Below are 17,366 nucleotides of genomic sequence, written 5' to 3'. Positions count from 1 at the left end.
TCGTTAACGTTTAAATAAATTTTCGGACGAATATGCTCTTGCGAATAAAATGAGCAAAAGCAAAGCTGAGTATTACTGCTACAATACATTCAAGTAGAAAGCGAACAAAAACGGGGCCAGGTAAATCACGAAGAAAATATTGCACAAATGCGACAATCGCCACATGAAACAACTAAACCACATACGTACTCTGTGAAAAACGACGGAGAGCACCTAAAAAATTTTGACTTACTTCTCTAAAAGAAACCATTAATCCAATTCCTAATCACACCGTCATACAGCAATCCCATAAAGCCCAAGGAATGTGTTCATGTTGAACCCACCACTCGCTAAAATAAATGGCACTTGATTATAAGCTACCAAAGCGGTTAGCAAAAGCGCTCCCCCTAATGCGAGCCATGCCAAACCTCGTTTAAGCCCGACAAAAAAAGACGGTTTTCCACATATCAACATAACTCTTAGTGTTTTTTGTTGTATGATGATAACTGCAAAAAAATCTATTGCTCATCAAATTGCCGACCATCTAAACACAATGGTCGGCTCGCACTATCGCTATTCAAAATTACCAATTGTTAAAGCTAGACATTCTAAAAGACTTTATGAAAATCACTTAACTGAGTTTGATCACTAAACGTGTATTAACACTTGACGCAAGTTTGGTATAGGAGAGAACCCCTATCATTCGCTTCGATTTTGATCGACAGGTTTACCGACAGCTTTCTTCCCTTCAAACCTTTGAAATGTATGCATTCCTCTCATTTTTTTCACGTTTTTACCGACAGGTTTGCCGACAGCTTTTTGACCACAATACTTAGAATGAGAAGCTGAGCATGTTAATCCGTCTTGTAAGCCATCTGTGAGAATACGACACACATACGATTCCCGAACACAGAAAAGGCAGTGACGTTCTTTCATTCATAACCTACTTTTTCTGTTTACTAGAATATGCACAAGTAAGACTCTATGGTTTTAGTAGCAGCAGCATAGGTCTAACAGATTGAGAGGGAAAACCATTGATTCGAGCACCGCATAAGAATAGAGTGTTCGTGCATTGTTGTTAAGCAGCTCAAGTGCTTGTGTAGTAAAGACTTCTCTACTTTTTCCACTAAAATATAACCACCCGGTTTTTCCCCTTATAACTGCTGTTCAACTACTGTTTTTTCCCCCTATATTGTCATCAATAGAAATGGACTTATCCACAGTGGATAAGTCCATTTCTTTATACTATTTTCTCTTTTTTGTTTATAACAACCGTTTTCCCCAACGTATTGTTTATAAATGAGAGGTTATGTGGATGTTTTCTCAGTTTGCAGTTATTTGGATTGGTGGCGAATAAGGATCAGATGTAGCCTCAATCAACAAGCCCCAAAATAGTACGCACCCAAAAATGCTGGTAGCGAGAGGATATCAAATCGATTCAATTTCATTTGCATCTGTTTTGATTGGGTCAAGCCCGTTTTTAAAATCTCTCGTAAGAAACTCTTCTCGGACAATGATCGAACTTGATTCATACCCAAATAAGTTTGATCAGGTGATGTCTAACTGCTCGATATATTGCCGGATGAGCAAGTAAAACGCTTCTAACACAGGCACATGTAGCCTAGCGAAATGGTCTTTGATCACCTCCCCACCTTCTCATTATTGGTCCATAGAAACCCGACGAAAGTGTCTACCAATTGATGGAAGATGCAATGAAATAATGTCATAAATGTATTAACGTAGTTAGTCAGAAGTAGTCTTTAAAACCTAATGCCATATTTCAAGATAATTAAAAATAGCCCATAAGGTATACTTATGGACAGATTTTTTTATATCAAAGTCATCTCTTCTTTAATCCACTATTATTTTGGTAGCGTATCATGCTTATCTCTTGCTTCGATAACATCTCCAGTTTGGTAAGGTAATGTGTCATGTTTGCCTTTCGCTTCAGCCGATTCGAATCCTACTCCACTTGTGCCAAGCAAAATAAACGTTACCGCAAAAACGCCCATGTACTTTTTCACTTTTGGTCAACTCCTAATTGAGATTGTTTTTTCTGCATACGGTAAGCTGGACGTAAAAACTCACCTTACTCCCTGTATCCTACTCTAGTTCTTTTGTATAAACGGAAATACACGTTACCTTGTCTTCCCACTTATTATTGTCTGGATTGAGTACAAGCTCCGTTTCAATCGTTGCTCCATTGTAGATAAAAATTTCCTCGAAATCATCAAATTCCATTTCTGCTTTTCTATCTTCGCTTAAAATAGTACCAATTTGAACACCTTGTAAACTCCCTTTATACCCCTCAAAAGCACTTATTTTAAATACTTCACCAGACAAAACATTGACATGGATTTCTAGTAGATGATCGAGATAATATTTGATAAAGAAGTAATTATACATTTCATACTTGAAATGATTTCCTTCTATCAACTCTTTATTTTCCGACAAGATGCTTTTTATTTTAATACCACCTATAGATTGATATGGAACAATTTCAGCTGTTAAATCCATAAAATTGACCCCCTAATTCTAGTTCTGTGTGAAAATTAACGTTGTATTCTTCTCTAACTTTGCTCCTTAAATTTCAGCAGTATCATAATTAATGTCCATGTAAATCATACTTTCTTAATACACAGGATTAAACCATTATTCTCTCCCGCTCATGAGATTGAGGTAGATCTGTTTTCATTGACCAGAACTGATCTAATAATAAGTCTTCCTCCTTTCTATCTTCACTTTTTATGAATTCTTTTTTTATAAACCCTGCCAATGAATCATGTGCAATTAAGCAGATCTGTTCTTCTTTAAATTTAATTTTAATGGCGATATCACTTCGGACGTCCCAATTTAGATTATCATTTTGCCAGGTGATTTTATCTCTAATAACCTCAACACCTTCCACAATCTTCACCATAACTTCTTCTTCTAGATTTTGCGGTTGATCATTAACACTTTTTATTTCAAACTTAGGATATTCATCCTCATCAGCTTCCTCGACAGGATTGTTTATAATTAGAAGATTAACCGTTGTACTTTCAATGAGAACAGATAGTACAAATTCACCCACTTCTTCAAACGACATTTTCGTTATCGTTGCACCATTTACCTTACTTAGCAAAGCAGTTTGATTTGCATCGATTTCTGTATTAATCGAGTATGCATGACTCTCCTCCAATCACTCTGTAAAGTGAATTTTTTGTTGTTTGTAATTTACTCCTCCATTAATATCTATAGCTGGGGTTCCATCTGAATTAGACTTAGGTCTGTAAGTTATAGTTGTTCCATCATTCTTAGCCTTTTTCAGTTACCAAGCATCCTTTCAGATTTATACCCTCTAGTTACTTCTTCGAAAAAATTAACTGCAGCCTTGTTCCCTCCAGACAAATTCCTAACTTTACTGCTACCACCCTTACCTACAGTACCAACGTATCCAGCATCATACTAAAAAAGAACTTGATTGGCTTTTTCACTCACCATCAAGTTCTTCACAGTTTTCCACTCAAAAAAACCCTAATCTATCTCAGACATACTTACCCATATGCTTCTGTGCATGAGGATTAACAAAGTCATCAAGGTTGTTACCGTCACCATTCTTATGGGGAACTACATTTCCAACACTTTTAGTATTACTTCCCCCACCAACATCCTTCCTAAGTCATAACCTAACATTAGTATCGAAACACAAAGCAGCCTTAATGAAATCACACTATTAAGGCTCATAATCTTATATTCATTTCTACTCAAGCTCTTCTTTGACTAACATTTGAAGCAACTCACCAAAGTCATTTGCAATGATTTTATAGGGTTGATTCTGAAGACTGTAACCTGGAAAATAATTAACAACAATCGGTTCTTTGTTAAGATGAGAATCTAAATACTTGAGACAATAAAGTTCGCCAGCTCCCGTATCGTAAATGATAAGAAGATCTCTGGGTAAATTACTTTCCTCCCTCTCCGTTAAGGTGTACCATATACCATCAGGGACAGACGATTTTTCAAAATCATCATTAATAATTCCAAATATTTCTTGCGCTCCAAAATTACCCGCCCCAAATGTACTTAAAAAGTCTTTGTACTGATCAGATAATTCTACCCCTAAAAGTACCTCTGCTTTTTTCAAAGCCTCGTCAGAGCAACCCCCCACAAAATCTGCAACAGACGGATTTTGAGATATAATTAATTTTGCATTTTCGTATGCAGTAATGTTCATATATCACCTCTTGATTAGATTTGTGTTAAGTCGTTTAATAACAGAGATTCATCGGTATACATTCTATGAGAGATTTTTTATAGTTTTCTTCTTAAATTCCCCGTTCTAAATTTAATAATAGTTTTTGCTCTATCATTTCTTTTAATTCCACTTTTGTTCCATAGATCTCATAATAAGAGAAATCGAATGCTCTAATTTCAATTTTTGCCGAAGAATGTTGAAGCCCTTCTTCTTCCTCCGTCTCGGGTAATTCTCTATCATCCCATTTGATATATTTATCATTACTTATAGCGATAAAGACACCAGACTCAAATTGATTAACTTCTTTTACTTTCTCAATTAACATTTCTGTTGAAGTGACTATTCTAATTCCTTTTGAATCCTCTGGAAACAACTCTGTCAATGCAATTTCACTACTCCCATTTAAATCGTGTACGTACCAATTACATTCTTGTACAAATGGTCTTAAAATAGATAAGATATCGGCCAACTGCACCCCAAGCAAGACAGTTCGTCCGCAAAATACTTTCTGCCATTGATCTTTAATTTAAATTCTGCTTTTTTCATATTCATTATAAAAAATCCTCCCAAAAAATACTATTCCTTAAAGCTCCATGATCCATCTCTGTATATTGCGTGGTGTGAATGTGGATTAACTTGGTAAACGCTTTACCTACAACAATTCTCAAGATAGGGACACTTCTTTTTAAAGAATAATTTTTTGTGCCAAACATTTCAATTTTACAAAGTTAGGTAATCCTGTCGGCTTGCCATATCCCCATAAGGACTGTCTCTATAATAAATTGAATCACCAGAATCAGTAATAAACCTTTCTGTGTCTGGATTATTACGTCCCATTATAAAAGACTGATGCAAAAGTGTTTGCACCAGTCCCTAATTAATGTTCCATTAACAAGTCTGTTTTCAATCTTATACCTCTTTTTATAAGTCACCCACATGCTTCATTACATTGTGCAATCCAATTCTAGATCTACTAACAGTTTGGTTTGGTAAGTAACATTGATGTAAGTATTTTAATAAAGTCGCTTTTGAGTCCTATATATCATATCAAAGCAAATTACTGGAGAGTTCATTATTGGTCGTCATATGCATCTCCAAGAGGGGTAAAATCGCTCTCTAACCAGTAAAGATACTCGCCTCTCTTTTCTAATAATCTTTCAAGTAACTCAGTAAATGAGAAACCAACAATTTGTGATTCACCTACTAAACCATGACGATCAAAAAAACTATCATAACATCTACCTAGGCGTTCTTTATTTAGATCAATTGTTAGATATTCATCTTTTCCATCATTGCATACGATGTACCAATCTGACGAGATATCTTCCTCACATAATTCTCCAACAATAACTGGATTTTCCAAGACGAATTCTTCTGGAGGTACAATATAAAATGGATAATCTTTGTTTGTGAACAACGATGCTCCACCGCAGAGACGATAAAATTCTTTTAAGTCTTCAGGTAATATATGTTTCTCATCAATTTCTGGTAAATGAACGTGCTCTAGGACGTCGCAGTGAGTTGTAGATTTTATTTGATTAATTAACTGTTCAATTTTACTCATATTATTACACCTTACTTCATCATAACGCTTGGTTCATAACTTGATAGTATTTCAATAACATCGTCAGGGGTTAAGAAAACATAATGCACTATTTGATCTTGCTTATACACACCAGAACTTTCGTCTAAAAACCAATCAATGTAGCTTGAATTTCTAACTTTAAATAAAGTCCATTCACTATAGAACTCAACTCCGTATTGATCATCTAGTTGACTTAGCTTCTTAATTAATGAACCTTCATCTGTATTTCTATAAGATAATACCCCTTTATCAAAAGTAACTGTTATTGTTCTCTTCTCACTCTCATCACTAAATTCCAAAATGACTCCTTCTTTATTGTCAATAAAAGATTCATTGTATAATTGCGGCGGTAACCCATTTAATGGTAACCATCTTTCCCACTGCTCCATCATTTTTCCTCCTTCTACTTATACCGGAATTTTGTTTTAGTCTTTCCTTCTTGTATCTCAATTGTTGGACGTCCATCGCTACTTTTCTTTCTTACAAGTACAGTCCTTCCATCTTGCAGAGTTCCTATTTTTAAATCTGGCAAGTTCTTAGTAATTTTCGGGTTAAGAGCCTCAAAATCCCTCAATGCTTTATCGAAGTTTCCCGATAATTCATATTGAGTTGATCTTCCTTTAGTTGGTCTACCTGGTTTGGCATCATTAATTAAGTCATCTACTTTTTTGGCTTCTCTTCTAACACTTCCCCCACCATCTACCTTCCTCACCCTAGCCAAATCATAACCCATTTCTGCCACTTTCACGGGTTTGACTAAGATAAAGGTGGCTGCCATCGCCTTATCAAGTCCCGATGCATTTGCATCAATTAGTGTAACAAAATCTCCAAAGACAAATTCAGCCGCTGGCATAAACATGTTGATATTGCTCTGATAACTTTGACCATCTGCACTATGCCCCACACGAACATCGTTTGTCAGTCCAGCATATGCTTCTTCAGCCGTCATCTTAACGTTGTTCGTTGAACTTCCGCCATTCTTAAGATACTCTTGAATGCCTGCGACTTCTTCATCTGTAAAATCGTGGTCTCCGCCAGCTTTTACTTGTTTGCCAGATGCACCGTCATTAAATGCATTCACATTCGACCATTCATCTACACCTGATTGGACAGGACGAGCTTGGTACGAACCGCTGTGCATTTCAGTATATAACTGCGCTTGCATCCACTCGTATTGAATAGGGAATAGCCTATGCATTTGCTGGTTTAATTGAACGAGTGAAACGGTTGTCTCATTCGATAGACCGTTTTGAATCGCAAAGAGATTAATTGCTTGTTGGTAGCGACTTGTCGCAACGGTGTGCCCTTCCATTCCTGGAGCCAGACATGCCTGAATGGCTTGTTCGTCGTTGACCATCGCACTGACGGGGAGGTGATTCATGTAATACCAACTCATCGCCTTAAGTCCACCAGGTATATTCGCATACGCTCCAGTTGTTAAGAATTCGAGCGGGAGTGCATTTTGATAGGAACTAATCACTTGTCCATTTTGATCAATCGTGTAGGAATCTGGTGCCATATGAATCGCTTCGGTTACAAGATTGCTATAAAGGGATTCTAAGTTAGCATCAATTTCAGCCAGCGTATCCGCCGAAAGAATTGCACCGTCACTTGACCAGTTAGCCACTTGGTTAACCACAGTAGTTACTTCTTGAAGGGTGCTCTCTGCTTGCCCAAGCAACGCCTCATTTTCTTCGTCCAATGCGTGTAACTTCTCAACGGTTTCCGCCGCACGATCCTTGCCTCGATCAACATGCCCCAATACAGTCTCCATTGAAAAGGCTGGTAGAGAGAGGATATCACTAATCGACGTTCGAATCGATTCAATTTCAGTAGCGTCTTCCGTTGCCGTTGTCTCAATTCGATCAAGCCCATTTTTTATATCGTTTGTTAGAAACTCCTCTCGGACAATGGCCGAACTTGATTCAAAGCCAAGTAGGTTGGACCTTATGATGTCTAACCGCTCGATATATTGCCGTATAACCAAATGAAACGCTTCTAAAACAGGCACATGGAGCCTAGCGAAATGGTCTTTGATCGCGTCTCCGCCTTCTCCTTGTAAGGACTCTAGATGTTGAATTTTCTGGATGCTTGCCCGCAAGGTCTCAATGTTTTCGGAATCCCGTTGTTTGGCTTCCTTGATCTGATCAATCGCATCAATCACTTCTTGCACATCAAGTACTTTCATCCATTCGTATCCTTTCAACTGGTATAGGTACATGAAACTTTTCATTTTAAAATAGTCAAACTTCCATCTCTCAAAAAAAGCAACATTCACCTTCATATTCCATGTAATGATTTCCAGTTTATAGGACTTAAGAGAAAGAGTCTAGCGATGTGTTGCGTAGATAATACGATCCTTGGAATTACTCAACATTTAAGCTAAGTTAAATAATCAATCAATCTCTACATCAAATCAAAACGTTCCTCTAACTTCTCTTGTGTAAATTGATGGCGCAATTTAAAAACCGTATTTTGGTTTGCCCGAACTCCTTTGAATTGGTACGCTTCAGAAACCGGGAGCGTGTTGATCCACTCAACCGGAACAACATACTCGCATCGCTCTTCGTCATCAATGTCATGAGCCATTCTAGAAGCTTTAAGCTTTAAGTCTTTTAAAAACTGCTGCTTTCCGTCAAAATGAACTTGCGCATTTTTCATCAGCTGGTATTCATGTCTAACAATGCCCACCCCTAAAAATCCTCTTGATGGCATATAAACAAAAATACGATGTCCCGCTTTAAGATTTTTTATTGTTCTTGTATACCAACTTCCATTCCCAGCAGAAACGAATCCATACTTCACCGCATCCTCCCAGCTTCTACAATCCTCATCGCTCTGAAAATTAAAGATAAAATCTCGCCCATTCCACTTCTCTTTTTTCCCCTCTGTCGCGCTGTTCGAGGTTTTTTCTTCAACAATCGATGGATCAATTAACCAACTACGAGACAAATATTCATTTCCATTGTCTTTAAAAAACTTAAAGAATACTGCATTGATGGGCACCCCATAATTGGAGGACAGATAATTGAGGATTCGCTCTGTTTCAAGGTCCAACTCGGTACAAACAATTAAAATATCATGATTCACATTTACTTCCTCTGGAAGCACATAACCAAATTTCTCTTGAAATGCGCTTTCCAAATCACGGTCAAAACATTTCTCATAGATATGGTGGATATCCTCTAGTGTCAGGTCTTGAACCCACGAAGCATAATCAATGGCTTGAGCAACAACCTCTCGCGGCGTCTTGTCTCTTTTCAACTCAACAATACTTAAATTACCTAGTTCATCAATCGCCAAAATATCAATTCGTTTATTAAAAGTCGTCTTCACCTGACTACCAATGACTAACAGACTATCTGAAATAATGGAGAAATCCTCTACAAGCGTCTCTTCCAATTTCTGTTCAGATTCAATTCGTTCATAGTCTAGTTTCGTAATCGTATCATTTACTTTCCATATCGACATTTCAATTGGCATGGGGCACCTCTTTGTTTTATTTTATGTAGATGTCCTATCTCTTCAGTCGGTTCATTCTATCTATTAATTATTGTATTTTAGTATTAGTTTACATGAAAAGATTCGTGAATTTGCGAGATTTAAAGAATTAATCAAATGTTTAATTAAACGAATAGTCGCATTGAAAGTTATACCTAGATAAGTTACACCACCCCACACCAAAGACTCGATCTTTTGCTCCAGTCTACTTTCTCACCCTCCATTGTCATTAGTCTTATCCCTGCTTCTTGTGCAATTAAACTCGCGGCAGCAAAAGCATGGGGTGACTGCGACATTGTGAGATAAAGGTCCGTCTCCCCTTCCACTACATGACAAATTTCTAATGCGGTAGGAAAACTGTTGCTAGCAATTTGAACATACGCAGGTTTCCTTGGTTGCGAATCCCTAACGAAGGGCGAATCAATACGCACTTTCGCTTCATTTAACGGTATGATCTCCTCGCGATATAAAAGCTCTTCATTGAGATAAGCACCTTGCCCTTTTTTAGCATGATAAAGCTTGTTTGCGGACACATCGTAGACGAAGCCACAATGAAGTTCTCCGCATTGTGCGATTGCGATGGATATGGAAAAGCAATGAGATTGGTGGGCTTGCTCATGATGGAAGGGATCTAATGTAATGAGCCAGATTGGATATTTGCTGCTGGTTGGGGTGTCTTGGTGTGGAAAGCAGAGGATGTCAGATGGGTATGCGGTGTGAATTCTTTGGTGAAGAAGCGTGTAGACTTTGGATTGCACTGACTTGACTATATTTGAGCTGGGCGCAGTGCTGATGGAATAAGCAGCTTCGGTGAGAAGGCTGGAAATTAGCTGTTGGCGGGTTTGCATGGGATCACCTCATTAAAAAATCTCGTTTACTTGATTGTAAACGAGATTAAGGGTGAGGGTCGTACGCTTAAACGTACAAATCTCGAAGTGCTCATTTATCAAAAAAGAAAACTCCATATAAAAATGCAAATTATTTTGCGCAAATATCTCGCTTTAAGTAAACGACATATATTATTTCTTTGATTTATACTTTTTAATCATCTCTCTCAACTCTTCTACACTTAACACTTCATCTTTGCGCCGATGAATCATTCGGTGACAGTTTGCACAGAGCGGAACTAAATCTTTTTTTGGATCAATTTCCGTTTCTCCACCTATGGTACTAAGCGGCTTTTTGTGATGGATTTCTATGTAATCTTTTCCTCTTGGACCGTACATTTCTTCATAATTGAAATGACACGCCACGCAAGTTGAGCCGTGTATTCGAATTGCTAGCTCTCGATTATATGAGTCACGCTCATAACGCTTGCCGTAATAAGTGACCACAGCACCTTCTGTCTGTGCTCCATACTCTTCAATTTCTTCAGCGATTGTATCCGCTTCAATCACATTTGATTCTATCATTGATAGATTTATCCAATATATATCATCTTGTTGTTTTAAAAATACAATTTTAAGCTTATTCCCTTCATCTTCAATACTAGATTCATTTAATAATTGAGTAAAGGCGGTCTCCCACCTCATCTTATACCGCGCTGAAAGCTGTGAATCGACTCGAACTTTTGCGATAAATGTTTGTGTTCCCACTTGTAGCTTGATTGCTCTTTCTTTACCTTGTTTTAAATCTTTTGAGTCAAAAAACGGTCTGATTCGTTTAGGTATCACCGTCTCTCCATATGTAAGAGCTGAGTGGTCAACTTCTTTCACAGCCAATTTCCCGATTAAGTCCCACGTATCTTGTTTCTCTTTCTTTTCGTTTGTTAGCTGATAGACTGTGTGACTTTCTTTACTTTGATCCACTCTCCTTCTTAAAGGAAAAATCCACACCTGCCTCACGTTTCCATCCTCATCCTTTTGCTCTTCTTGATATGGATCCTCAACTAACTCATATTGACCTTTATATGTATAAATCCTTTTTTTATAGGCCACGAATAGATGAATGTCCACACCATTTGTCTGCGATTCCGCTAGTGTCTTATTTTGTTGAAAATGCAGACTTTGATTACCTTTCTTCCCCATGCCGGTGTAATAGAAAATCTTTTCTTCTTCACGATCATGGTATAGTTTTGTTTTATCAGAAATTAGAATTAACGAATTTGTTTTAAGAGAACGTCTCATGCCACCCTGATTAGAACATTTGAAAAGCTGACTAATTTTTTCATTAGATACTTGAACTCCGTATTTCAATTCAAAATAAGTTTGTTCCATAACAATGACTCTCCTCCTACTTTTTTTAGCTTTCCGTTAAATTTCAGAGCAAAAAAATAGGCACGAACTTCTGTTAATTTATAATTAATGAAATTAATCGTGACATAGGGCTTTAATATTAGTATGATTATATCATATTAATGAATTGGGAGGTTTTGTATGAACTTGTTAATATTATCATTTATTATCTTTACAGCAACATTACTTCTTGGCTTAAGCCTCAGAAAAAATGCATTTACAATTAGGAAAGCACCTTTTTTAGCTCTTTCACTTTTGTTTATTGTAAGTATTCTATCTGGTTGCTCTGATGGAGAGCAGGCAACGGCAGCGGACAACGAACTCGAAGAAGCAAATACCTTAATTGAAGAGCTAGAAGAAACCGTTAAAGAAAAAGAAGCCGAGATTGACGAACTAACTGTACATATTGAAGATCTTGAAGAACAACTTGATACAATGAAAACAAACTTTCGTGATGAAGTACAACAAGAATTAGAAGAAGAATATGAAAAAGAACTTTCTTCCTTAAACGAAAAAATCACTGAAAAAGACGATAACCTTTCAGAGAAAGACAACAAAATCTCTAACTTGGAAGATGAAGTCTCAGCGCTAAATGAAGACTTAGAAACAGCTAAAGCCGAAGCGAACATAGCTTCAGCATCCGAATCTAGTTCAAGTTCAACTGAAAGTGAATCTAGCGATAGCTGTGCTGCTGGTTCTGTTAAGATTAACAGTGCTTCGGAATCAGAGTTGCAAGCAATTTACGAAATTGGTCCAGACCGAGCTGCACAAATCATTCAGCTCAGACCATTCTCTTCATATAGCGATATGAAACGAATTAGTGGCATTGCCGATGCACGCGCTCAAGCAATCGAGAATCAGGGAATTGTTTGTTTTGATTAGGTTTCAAAGACACGTTGGATTAAACATCCAGCGTGTTTTTGAATTATTATGCTTACTTTAGACTTAAAAATCGTAACACCTCGTTCCATTATGACCGATATAAACACTAAACACCCCAGTCCAACAACCCTTGAGAAAATTAATCTACTAAAAGCGAGGGGCCCCACCTTGATCTGTCTTTTTCTTCAAATCCTCATAATATTTCTCCATAGATTGGTTATGCCATTCCCAAAAGCTCGCTCCTTGCGCTGTTAAATACCTGTGAAGGAACATTAAAAAATCCATCTTAAGCTCACTAACGCCTCCGCCATCATCCATTAACAATAGCGTGTTTTGGAAATGAGTATCATTCGGCTTCACATCTCTTCTTACCAACAGCAAACAGCCATCTAACAGAGAGCCAATTATGAGATATGAATCTATTTGAGAATTCTTATTATGATCAAAGATTTCTCTATCGCTATATAGGTAGCAACCACCACCTATATTCATATTCAATTCTATTGAGTAATATTCAAAGAGTTTTGCGCCGTTATTGATTCTCAAAAACTCAATATACTCACTCGGAATTGAAGGAAAGCTCTGAACCAGTTTTTCAAGAGATTGAGTGTCAATTGCTTCGTTAAACTCGTTACAAGTAGTAGCCAATGTCATGTCATCATACTGAAAAGTGTTAACATACCCATTATTGTCTAAAGTTGATTTGAATGATGTCAATAGATCAGCCATGGGATTCATTTGTAATAATAAACCTCCTTCTTAATAACTATTCCACCAAGCAGTAACTTTGTGATGTTCAGATCTTATTAATGGAAAAGATTACCCAACGCATGGTTGCCTCCATAAGCTCTTGGAATAACGTGGTTCCCAACCGCCCCAATCTCTTTTTGGATCACCATAAGTATCAATATAAAGTTTAATATATGCGCCCCTTTGTGCACTTGTTCAGGGGCTTAACAGGGTTCGATAATTTAGGTAAATCAGCTCTAGATGATGCAGGCATAGACTTCCTCATATGTGTATCAAGAGGCGGGACGTAATATAGTGCGGCTTTTTTATTTGTTAGGAATGGATTACTTGAATTCCGGACTCAAAATTGCATTTAGACTTGTACTTACCCTCACATTCGCTTCTAGTCGTAAATATAACCCTCTGTGAAATACATATTTCATTGTGCTACAATTTTAAAAAAGAAAGTAGGTGGGTAAGATATCTATATTAAATCCGTTAAATCAATCAGTATACACACATGTACAAGCAAGCTTAAAAAGGAAGGCGCTTGAATTGTGGATTATAATAAAAGTGATCAGTAATACTTTTAAGTATTACTGATCACTTTTATTTTTACTTAATACTATTACATATTAATGTTGATTCATTAATTGTGTGACTTGGGGGGCATCCATTCAACATATTTAACTCCTTGGCTCGTAAATGAAATTCCCCACGGATATACTGGAGATGAGGTGCTTGAGTATTGATATGTTATCAATTCTTTCATATACGTATCTGTCGTTAATTGCTTCCCTAACTCAAAAGGAAGGCAGCTTTGGCTAGAAATTATTATATGTATTTTTTTCACATTAGGTTGATTGCCAATTTAAATAATTTTATTAAAGATGATTTTCACATAATCTTTCAGTTGTTCTTCATATTGAATACTATTCGGCTTTGGTTCTGGGATTGATAAGCGGATACATTGCCCATTAAACTGCTTTAACTTATAATACTAATCGTTTCAGGAACGGCAATCCCTCTCTCCCTTAATTCTTTCATGACTGCAAGTGCATTAACATCTGCAGAAATTTTACCCTGAACCATCTTGACTACCTCATCAAAAATAGCCTGTTTGGATTCACCAGTTGTTAATGAGATAATATATTCATTCTTATGACAAAAGGCACTAATTCCTCTCAACAATTCTGGGAAAAAAGGATTTTGCATCGATTGACTTGCAGAATGCTTCATTACGATTCCAATCGCCTTCGTTGTTTTCTGTACAAGGACACGAGCATTAAAATTAATATGATAGCCTAATTCATCCATGGTTTTACGAACTTTTCTTTTCGTTTTATCACTAATTTTACTGCTGTCTGACAATACTCGTGACACTGTTGAAGGTGAGACATTAGCCCTTTTAGCTACATCTTTAATGGTAACAGACATCCTTCTCCTCCTACTTTTTCTTCAAAATAATTCACCGCACTCTCCACTTGCATATCAGCCAGCCGCCCTTGAAACAAATATTTCAAAAACTAATCTATTCCTCATTTTTTGAAAATGACCATTACTTTAGCCTTTTGTCCCACCCGCTGCTAAACCAGATATTAAAAAGCGTTGTAAATACAAATACACGGTTGCGATCGGTAAAGCGATTAAGACAGAACCAGCAGCAAACCTCGTAAAGTTATTGGAAAACTGATCGTTAATAAAGTTAAATAATCCCACCGCTAACGTATAATTTTCTTTACTCGAAAGCACAATCGATGGAAGCAGGAAATCAAACATTGGTGCCATAAAGTTAAATAGAGCTACTACTGCTAAGATTGGTTTTGCTAAAGGTAAAATGATACTCCAGAACACTTTTAAATGTCCTGCTCCATCAATTCGAGCTGCCTCGTCTAAATCACGAGGAATTGTATCTAGATAACCTTTCACTAACCAGGCATTAAATGGTATTTGTCCGCCAAGGTAGATCAATATTAATCCTGAAAGCGTATCTAACAGACCTAGCATGTTTAAAAAGATGTATAACGCGACCATAGCCATCATGACTGGAAACATTTGTAGGAGCAAAAAGATATATAAGCCGTTTTTCCGTCCGATAAATTTATACCTCGAAAACGCATAAGCAACTAAGGAGGTTAGAATGACACTCCCTATTGCATTGGCAATCGAAACGATAAGCGAATTTTTATACCATATTAAATAATCACTGTTTGAAACACACTCACTAGAATTACTACCAGTATGAAGGTAAGCGTTTTCATATATTGTTTCATTAAACTCCTCCTCTCGTATTTCTTTTCATTATAGCGTTCACCCTGTTCCACTTTGCTCCTGTTCCTTTAAGATCTAGTGGTGTGAAATTAAGGAGTTAATGACGGGAATTTAATTTTAATAGAAGGATGACCAGTTAGATGTAGATTAAAAACAGCCATCTATTCATCATAATCTTCTTCAAGCTTTACATTTCGCATTGGTGATAACATAAGCCATATAGCACAAAGCCCTAATCCAGTTGCCGAGATCATTAAGACATGACGGGACCCGAATGCGTCAGCAATAAATCCGCCTAACGGTGCACCTATGATGATCATACTTCGGTTAATAGAACGCATCGTTGTGTTCATTCGTCCTTGTAACTGTAGAGGTGTAATGGACTGTCTATAGCCCATCTCATTTGGACCTTCTATTCCCATAGCTATACCATATAAGAATTGTCCGGCCATAAGCATGCTAATGGTACCCATTTCAGACATTGAATGAATTGGTTGAGCTAAGACAACGAGACCAACAGCGGGACAATAAAGGATTCGGGCTAGAGAAATTGCTTTTCCAACACCTACCTTTATACCGACTAAAGGAGAGTAAGTTGATCCAGCTACGGCTCCAATTCCTGCAGCTGCTAACGTCATCCCAAGAACAAATGAACTTAACCCTAGTTCAAGAAGTACATAAGTAATGAAGACCGTTGTAGTCATACTGTGAAACAGAAACCAAACATGGGTATTCAAGGCTAATATACGTAAATATTTGTGTCGATAAACCCAATTTACACCTTCCTTTAGTAATTGGAATATCGGTCCGGTTGAAACAGGAATAGGTGTCTTATGTGGTTGTTTAACGAAACTCATAAGAACACCCGAAATGAAATAGGATACCGAATTGATTAATAAAGTAAACGGAGCGCTAATGAAAGCAGTAATCCAACCAGCTAAGGCTGGCCCACTTGTCTCTGCTACTGCTGCACTTTGCTCTAAACGAGCATTGGCTCTTGTTAATAAAGGACGAGGCACTAATTGGGGGATAAACGATTGATAGGCTGCATCATTAAATATCGATAAAGCTCCAAAAGCGATCATAATTAAAGCAAGATATATCATGCTAATCATATCGAAACTGTAAAGTAAAAAAATGAGTATTAGTAAACTACCACGTCCAATATCTGTTGTAACGAGAATAAACTTTCGGTTCATCCTATCAATAAATACGCCTGCCAATAGCCCAATAAAAACGTACGGTAGCCATCTTGAAGCATTAATCCAACCAACATCGATTGCGGTACCGTTTTGATTCACAACGATTAAAACTTGTAACGCAAACGTAGTTATATACGTTCCAAAATAAGTACTCGTCGATGCAACCCAAAATGGACCAAAGCCCTTTACAGTACTAAGTTTCATACACTTTTCTTCCTTTCAACTATCTCTTTTCAGCAGTCTAAATGTCTCCCCCTTTGAGTGGTTCCACCAATCAATAAAGTCGTCACTTGCTTCCACCCTTGCATCATGTAGAGGCTATACAGTAAGTAACTACCCTGCTAAAATATGCGATTATTCTGTTTTATATATTTAAAATGATCCCGCAAGTCCTCCAAAGCTATTTGAGGAATTAGTTGCTCCGATAAAGCTTATTTCGTTTCATGATTGTTTATGATTGGTAGTATTGAAACACTACTTCCTATTCTCATAAAATTCACGCTCACTCTCATCCCTCCGCTTTTCCGCGAAGGCTTCCCAGCCGGCGTATCCGATAAATTGATAGGCTGGAAGTAGCCAACCATGAGTATCCGGCGCTTTTTCTCCTATTAGTAAGCCTTTCTCAAGGTAATAACGAACTTTGTTCGCTCCTACCCCCATAATTTTTGCCGCGTCAACAAGCGTTAACTGTTCGTCCATAAAGTAAGCGTAGTAGCCTTCATTGTAAATTCGTTTCATCGTCTGCT

18 protein-coding genes and 2 pseudogenes are annotated in these 17,366 nt (G+C 37.3%); 1 reads left to right on the top strand and 19 read right to left on the bottom strand.

Features of this window, described 5'->3' with window-relative positions; all coding sequences use genetic code 11:
* Nucleotides 1-678: 678 nt before the first annotated feature.
* The 13 genes from BK584_RS17465 to BK584_RS25115 all read right to left on the bottom strand — a co-directional run bounded on the left by BK584_RS17465 (nt 679) and on the right by BK584_RS25115 (nt 11,518).
* Complete coding sequence (locus BK584_RS17465; protein ID WP_078393759.1) at nt 679-915, bottom strand: hypothetical protein; 237 nt, start codon at nt 913-915, stop codon at nt 679-681.
* Nucleotides 916-1,527: 612 nt separating this feature from the next.
* Entirely contained in the window at nt 1,528-1,623 is a 96-nt protein-coding gene (locus tag BK584_RS25605; protein ID WP_367579299.1) for a hypothetical protein, read from the bottom strand.
* Nucleotides 1,624-1,841: 218 nt separating this feature from the next.
* Nucleotides 1,842-2,003, bottom strand: a complete 162-nt coding sequence (locus BK584_RS24710; RefSeq protein ID WP_169871350.1) for a hypothetical protein — start codon at nt 2,001-2,003, stop codon at nt 1,842-1,844.
* 79 nt (nt 2,004-2,082) lie between these two features.
* Nucleotides 2,083-2,496, bottom strand: coding sequence for a hypothetical protein (locus BK584_RS17460; protein WP_078393758.1), 414 nt, complete (start codon nt 2,494-2,496; stop codon nt 2,083-2,085).
* A gap of 127 nt (nt 2,497-2,623) precedes the next feature.
* Nucleotides 2,624-3,160 (bottom strand): hypothetical protein, encoded by a 537-nt coding sequence (locus tag BK584_RS17455; RefSeq protein ID WP_078393757.1) that lies wholly within the window; start codon nt 3,158-3,160, stop codon nt 2,624-2,626.
* A gap of 561 nt (nt 3,161-3,721) precedes the next feature.
* A complete protein-coding gene (locus tag BK584_RS17450; protein ID WP_078393756.1) occupies nt 3,722-4,195 on the bottom strand; it encodes an SMI1/KNR4 family protein in 474 nt (157 codons plus the stop codon).
* Between the two features lie 91 nt (nt 4,196-4,286).
* The gene (locus BK584_RS17445) at nt 4,287-4,685 is read right to left on the bottom strand and encodes a hypothetical protein (RefSeq protein WP_078393755.1); all 399 of its coding nucleotides are present in this window, start codon (nt 4,683-4,685) and stop codon (nt 4,287-4,289) included.
* Between the two features lie 603 nt (nt 4,686-5,288).
* Nucleotides 5,289-5,780, bottom strand: coding sequence for an SMI1/KNR4 family protein (locus tag BK584_RS17440; protein ID WP_078393754.1), 492 nt, complete (start codon nt 5,778-5,780; stop codon nt 5,289-5,291).
* Nucleotides 5,781-5,791: 11 nt separating this feature from the next.
* Entirely contained in the window at nt 5,792-6,193 is a 402-nt protein-coding gene (locus BK584_RS17435; protein ID WP_245808896.1) for a hypothetical protein, read from the bottom strand.
* A gap of 11 nt (nt 6,194-6,204) precedes the next feature.
* The gene (locus BK584_RS17430) at nt 6,205-7,989 is read right to left on the bottom strand and encodes an LXG domain-containing protein (RefSeq protein ID WP_169871349.1); all 1,785 of its coding nucleotides are present in this window, start codon (nt 7,987-7,989) and stop codon (nt 6,205-6,207) included.
* Between the two features lie 218 nt (nt 7,990-8,207).
* The gene (locus BK584_RS17425; protein WP_078393751.1) at nt 8,208-9,284 is read right to left on the bottom strand and encodes a DUF8606 domain-containing protein; all 1,077 of its coding nucleotides are present in this window, start codon (nt 9,282-9,284) and stop codon (nt 8,208-8,210) included.
* A 182-nt stretch (nt 9,285-9,466) separates the two neighbouring features.
* Nucleotides 9,467-10,150, bottom strand: coding sequence for an inositol monophosphatase family protein (locus tag BK584_RS17420; protein WP_078393750.1), 684 nt, complete (start codon nt 10,148-10,150; stop codon nt 9,467-9,469).
* A 171-nt stretch (nt 10,151-10,321) separates the two neighbouring features.
* Nucleotides 10,322-11,518, bottom strand: coding sequence for an HNH endonuclease (locus BK584_RS25115; RefSeq protein ID WP_245808895.1), 1,197 nt, complete (start codon nt 11,516-11,518; stop codon nt 10,322-10,324).
* A 159-nt stretch (nt 11,519-11,677) separates the two neighbouring features.
* Between BK584_RS25115 and BK584_RS17400 the strand changes: the two genes are divergently transcribed.
* Nucleotides 11,678-12,418: a helix-hairpin-helix domain-containing protein gene (locus tag BK584_RS17400; RefSeq protein WP_078393748.1), complete on the top strand. Its 741-nt coding sequence runs from the start codon at nt 11,678-11,680 to the stop codon at nt 12,416-12,418.
* Between the two features lie 147 nt (nt 12,419-12,565).
* On the opposite strand, the gene BK584_RS17395 is transcribed toward BK584_RS17400, so the two are convergent.
* From BK584_RS17395 to BK584_RS17375, 6 genes and pseudogenes are all read right to left on the bottom strand, one after another.
* Nucleotides 12,566-13,156 carry an SMI1/KNR4 family protein gene (locus BK584_RS17395; RefSeq protein ID WP_078393747.1) on the bottom strand — a complete coding sequence of 197 codons (591 nt, stop codon included), beginning with the start codon at nt 13,154-13,156 and terminating at the stop codon, nt 12,566-12,568.
* A gap of 640 nt (nt 13,157-13,796) precedes the next feature.
* On the bottom strand, nt 13,797-14,000 hold the full coding sequence (locus BK584_RS25600; protein ID WP_169871348.1) for a hypothetical protein: 204 nt from the start codon (nt 13,998-14,000) through the stop codon (nt 13,797-13,799).
* A gap of 224 nt (nt 14,001-14,224) precedes the next feature.
* Nucleotides 14,225-14,590, bottom strand: a pseudogene (locus BK584_RS17390) (LacI family DNA-binding transcriptional regulator); the annotation flags it as partial.
* A gap of 120 nt (nt 14,591-14,710) precedes the next feature.
* Nucleotides 14,711-15,358, bottom strand: a pseudogene (locus tag BK584_RS17385) (sugar ABC transporter permease); the annotation flags it as partial.
* 221 nt (nt 15,359-15,579) lie between these two features.
* Nucleotides 15,580-16,824, bottom strand: a complete 1,245-nt coding sequence (locus BK584_RS17380) for an MFS transporter (RefSeq protein WP_078393746.1) — start codon at nt 16,822-16,824, stop codon at nt 15,580-15,582.
* Nucleotides 16,825-17,094: 270 nt separating this feature from the next.
* Nucleotides 17,095-17,358: a hypothetical protein gene (locus BK584_RS17375; protein WP_078393745.1), complete on the bottom strand. Its 264-nt coding sequence runs from the start codon at nt 17,356-17,358 to the stop codon at nt 17,095-17,097.
* Nucleotides 17,359-17,366 lie beyond the last annotated feature (8 nt).

Source organism: Shouchella patagoniensis, from assembly GCF_002019705.1.
GTDB classification, from domain to species: Bacteria; Bacillota; Bacilli; order Bacillales; family Bacillaceae_D; genus Shouchella; species Shouchella patagoniensis.
The sequence above is the reverse complement of the archived record's forward strand: the minus strand, read 5'-3'. Positions and strand labels throughout refer to the sequence as shown.